Annotated in this window: 5 protein-coding genes and 2 pseudogenes; 5 read left to right on the forward strand and 2 right to left on the reverse strand. The window is 36.7% G+C overall.

The features are described 5' to 3' along the window. The first annotated feature begins 397 nt into the window (after positions 1-397). The 5 genes from BPMYX0001_RS28250 to BPMYX0001_RS28270 all read left to right on the forward strand — a co-directional run bounded on the left by BPMYX0001_RS28250 (position 398) and on the right by BPMYX0001_RS28270 (position 3,395). Complete coding sequence (locus BPMYX0001_RS28250) at positions 398-721, forward strand: helix-turn-helix domain-containing protein (RefSeq protein ID WP_033799527.1); 324 nt, start codon at positions 398-400, stop codon at positions 719-721. Between the two features lie 35 nt (positions 722-756). Continuing rightward, entirely contained in the window at positions 757-1,593 is an 837-nt protein-coding gene (locus tag BPMYX0001_RS28255) for an IS3 family transposase (protein ID WP_240517008.1), read from the forward strand. Positions 1,594-1,866: 273 nt separating this feature from the next. Then, complete coding sequence (locus BPMYX0001_RS28260; RefSeq protein ID WP_006097576.1) at positions 1,867-2,121, forward strand: hemolysin XhlA family protein; 255 nt, start codon at positions 1,867-1,869, stop codon at positions 2,119-2,121. Between the two features lie 3 nt (positions 2,122-2,124). Then, positions 2,125-2,331 (forward strand): hypothetical protein, encoded by a 207-nt coding sequence (locus BPMYX0001_RS28265; protein WP_006097577.1) that lies wholly within the window; start codon positions 2,125-2,127, stop codon positions 2,329-2,331. 35 nt (positions 2,332-2,366) lie between these two features. Further along, entirely contained in the window at positions 2,367-3,395 is a 1,029-nt protein-coding gene (locus BPMYX0001_RS28270; protein WP_371400323.1) for an N-acetylmuramoyl-L-alanine amidase, read from the forward strand. A gap of 171 nt (positions 3,396-3,566) precedes the next feature. On the opposite strand, the pseudogene BPMYX0001_RS34805 reads toward BPMYX0001_RS28270, so the two are convergent. Then, positions 3,567-3,794: pseudogene (locus BPMYX0001_RS34805) on the reverse strand (recombinase family protein); the annotation flags it as partial. 61 nt (positions 3,795-3,855) lie between these two features. Beyond that, positions 3,856-3,956, reverse strand: a pseudogene (locus BPMYX0001_RS32530) (IS6 family transposase); the annotation flags it as partial.

Consider the following 3,956-nt stretch of genomic DNA (forward strand, 5'->3'; position numbering starts at 1 on the left):
TCGGCTCTTATTGAATTGAACCCAAAAAGTTAGACAAAAAATTTAAGTAGCTTTTTGAGCATGGGTCCGATATTTTAAAGGGCTCATGCCTTTTAATTTTAGTTTAAAATGCTCCAAACTTTCGATGTTAGATAAGAATAAAAGATTAGAGTCGTTCGTTTGAGTGGATCTTTATTTTGGAATCAAGGCATGACCGGAAATGAAAAATGGCAGTGTTGTCCTATACACTAAGTTGTTTTCGTGCCTCGATTCGAGAATGAAAGGAGCGGTTCAGCGATTAGTTTGTTTAAAGACTTCTTGAACTACTCACCACTGATATTATCCCCTTAAGGTAGACAGTGTAAAAAGACTATGAATAAACATGGATGTTACACTTTTACTTGGAGGGGATTTTATTATGGTTAAAAAAGGGGATAAATTTCAAACTTATTCAGATGAATTAAAGATACAAGTTGTAAAAAGTTATTTAAATGGTGAAGGTAGCCAAACAGCTATAGCTAAGAAATATAAGCTGAAAAGTAGAACACAGTTAATGAATTGGGTCCGGAGATATCAAGAAACAGGCGATATTTCAGACTTGCGGGGAAACAACGGCGGCAATAACGGCTTAAAAAACCTCTTGAAAGGTCGTCCTCGTACGAAATTCGATAGTGTGGAAGAAGAATTGGAATACTACAAGGCGCAGGTGGCTTATTTAAAAAAGCAGTATCCAAATCTATAGGAGGTGTTCTTGCTCAAACGGCTAAGTACGAGATTATTGAAGAACTACGTTCTCGATACAAAGTAACCTGGCTGATCGTCATTGCGCAGTTAAATCGATCTAGCTACTATAAGTGGCGCTCAACATGTACGCAAAGACAATTACGCCTTTCAAAGGATCATACATTGCGTGAACAGATTCAAGCCATTCACATAAAACACAAGGAATACGGTTATCCTCGCATGAAAATTGCCTTACTAGAGGCTGGATTTTTAGTGAAGCACAAAAAAGTATGTAGACTTATGCGAGAACTTCAAATTCAGTCAATCATCCGTAAAAAGCGACGCTTTTTTAACGGGAAATCCTCAAAGGTTTTTCCGAATGTAGTAGAACAACAATTCCGAAACCGCAAACCAAATGAGGTACTTGTCACAGATATCACTTATTTGCCATTCAAAGATAAATTTCTCTATTTCTCGGTCGTTCAAGACATTTATAACAATGAAATCGTTGCTTGGAAACTCTCACATCGTAATGATTTACAACTTGTCCTAAAAACGTTAGATTTAACAGCACAAAAAAGAGATGTGTATGGAACCATCATCCACTCAGATCAAGGATTCCAATATACATCTCATGCTTATTACCGTACGCTTCAACAGCTAGGCGCCATCGGCAGCCACTCCCGCAAAGGAAACTGCCATGACAATGCTTGCATTGAATCATTCTTCTCTCATTTTAAATCTGAAATGTTTTATCTTAATTATTATCAAACAAAGGAAGAACTCATTCAAGCTATTGAAACATACATCTATCATTACAACTACAAACGATTCCAAAAAAGGCTTAACCATCGAGCTCCGATTGAATATCGAATCTCGATGGCTGCATAGTCTTTTTTTACAGCTGTCCACTTGACGGGGGTAAGACCAGAGTTCATCCACCAAGTGTTTAGACTTATAGCATAAAATACGATTTCACTAGGAATCTACTATTATCCGCGTTCTTCTTCATATATTTGCACCAGAACCTTTGAGAGGGTCTGTACGACAAACTAGTACTAAATAATTGAGTATATTTTATTGGGAGAATACCCACAAGAAACACTAACCGAACCTACAGAGCAGCAATAAGCTGGTCTTTTTTATTTTGAAAGGAGTGAAACGATGCAAGAAATTATCGAGTTAAAGCAAGAAATCCAACAAATTAGATCAGATCAAAAAGATATTAAGTCCGAACAAAAAGTAATGCAGCAGGATATTCGAAACTTAGAGTCACGTACTTTAGGCAACGAAAAAGACATCATAAACATTAATAAACAGTTAGATAAAATCAGCGCTAATACTACCTGGATTCTCCGGATTATCATTGGTGCGATTGTAACAGCACTTATTGGATTACTCTTGAAAGGAGGTGTTTAAAATATGCCACTTACAAAAGAAAATATTTTAAAACGTTTGCGCAACTGGAAAACATGGGTTGCGCTTTTTTCATGCTTTGGATTAATTTTATCAGTCTTTGGAATGATCGGATTCGAAGGCAACTTGGATAAGGTGGAAAAGGCTGTTTATTTATTTGGAATCGCTCTAGGTATTTGGACAGACCACGAAGAAAAAGGAGAAGATGCTTAATGAAAAAATCAATTAAACTAGCTTTCTCTGTATCTATGACTCTATTGCTCCTGTTAAGCTTTGCGACAGGGGCTTTTGCTGGTAGAACGCTTATTATCGATGATTTACCTAAAGTGCCATACCGTTATGGCGTAGGAGCTTACGAGGGCGTTGTGGCGCATAGTACAGCAACTCCAGAAGCACCGGCTATTAATATTCAAAAGTATGAGTCTCGTACATGGCGCAACGCATTCGTTCACTATGCAGTCGATTGGAACGAAATAATTCAGATTGCTAATACAAAATACATCGCATATGGTGCAGGACCTGGTGCAAATAAACGATTTGTACATGTAGAGTTATGTGAAACACGAGACTATGAAAAATTCAAACGTTCATACGATAAATACGTGAAATTGCTTGCAAAGATTTTGCGCGACCGTGGTATTAGCGTAGAAAAAGGACTATGGACGCATAACGACGTAATGTATCATCTTGGCGGTACAGATCACGAAGACCCACTAGACTATTTACGGAGTCACGGAGTATCAGAAGCTCAATTCCGTGCAGATGTGAAGCATGCATACAATAATGCTAATATTGAAGTTTCTGTTCCTGAGCAACCACCTAAACCAGAAGAAAAGCCTACTGCTGTAACTGATGGTTTAGCGTACATTCAAGGCTACAATGTGAACTTACGTAAAGGTCCTGATGCAAGCTATTCTGTTATTCGTCAGTTAAATAAACCAGAATCATATATTGTGTGGGCTGAAAAAGATGGATGGTTAAACCTTGGTGGAGAGCAATGGATTAAATACGATTCTTCTTATGTTAAATTCGATAAGAAAAGCACAGTGGATTCATCTATTGTAGGAAAACGTATTGTGTCCAAAGTAACCAACTTACGTTTCTATGATTCTCCATCTTGGCAGGATAAAGATGTTGCTGGTACTTTAGATGCAGGATTAGGATTTGCAATTGATGCAAAGGTAAGTGTAAATGGTTCTCCGCAGTATAAGGTACACAATAGCAAAGGTAAAACGTACTATATTACTGCAAACGAAGCTTTTCTATATGTGAAATAAGAGTTGCAAAAGAGCATCCATTTAAAGGATGCTCTTTTGTATAATATGTTCTTTACAGCTTGCTCATTGATTCTATTTAAATTGCTATACTCATCTACTAAAAATCTTGAAAGAAGTTGAGTCAATTAAGGATAACTATTCTATTGTATCAATATAGCCACTGACAGATTGTATGATACCTACCTTTTGTTCTAAATCTGGAATTGTGGTGTAAGGAACATAAAATATATATTCTCCTGAACGTTGTTCCATATTGTATTGTGATATGAGAAAGGATTCGATATTCTTTCGAACTTTCCCCTTTCCTTGTACAAATTTATTATTATTTTCCACACGTAACAACATACGAATAGTGGCCGTTTATTCTTTAGCTTGTTCGGTTTGCTTATTTTTTCGGGTTCTGGTGCAAATACTTAGGAAAGATATAAAGAGGCAAAAAGTTTCCTAGTGAAATCTAGTCTTAAGCAGCAATTCCAAATAGTTGATGGATGAACTTCACTTGATTTTGGACAGACTTGTCCAGTATAACAAGTTGCCCTTTTTTTACCATATGTATAGTTT

Source organism: Bacillus pseudomycoides DSM 12442, assembly GCF_000161455.1.
Lineage (GTDB): Bacteria > Bacillota > Bacilli > Bacillales > Bacillaceae_G > Bacillus_A > Bacillus_A pseudomycoides.

Coding starts and splice junctions, on each gene's coding strand:
- BPMYX0001_RS28250 (WP_033799527.1), top strand. CDS start 398: ATGGTTAAAAAAGGGGATAAATTTCAAACTTATTCAGATGAATTAAAG.
- BPMYX0001_RS28260 (WP_006097576.1), top strand. CDS start 1,867: ATGCAAGAAATTATCGAGTTAAAGCAAGAAATCCAACAAATTAGATCA.
- BPMYX0001_RS28265 (WP_006097577.1), top strand. CDS start 2,125: ATGCCACTTACAAAAGAAAATATTTTAAAACGTTTGCGCAACTGGAAA.
- BPMYX0001_RS28270 (WP_371400323.1), top strand. CDS start 2,367: ATGACTCTATTGCTCCTGTTAAGCTTTGCGACAGGGGCTTTTGCTGGT.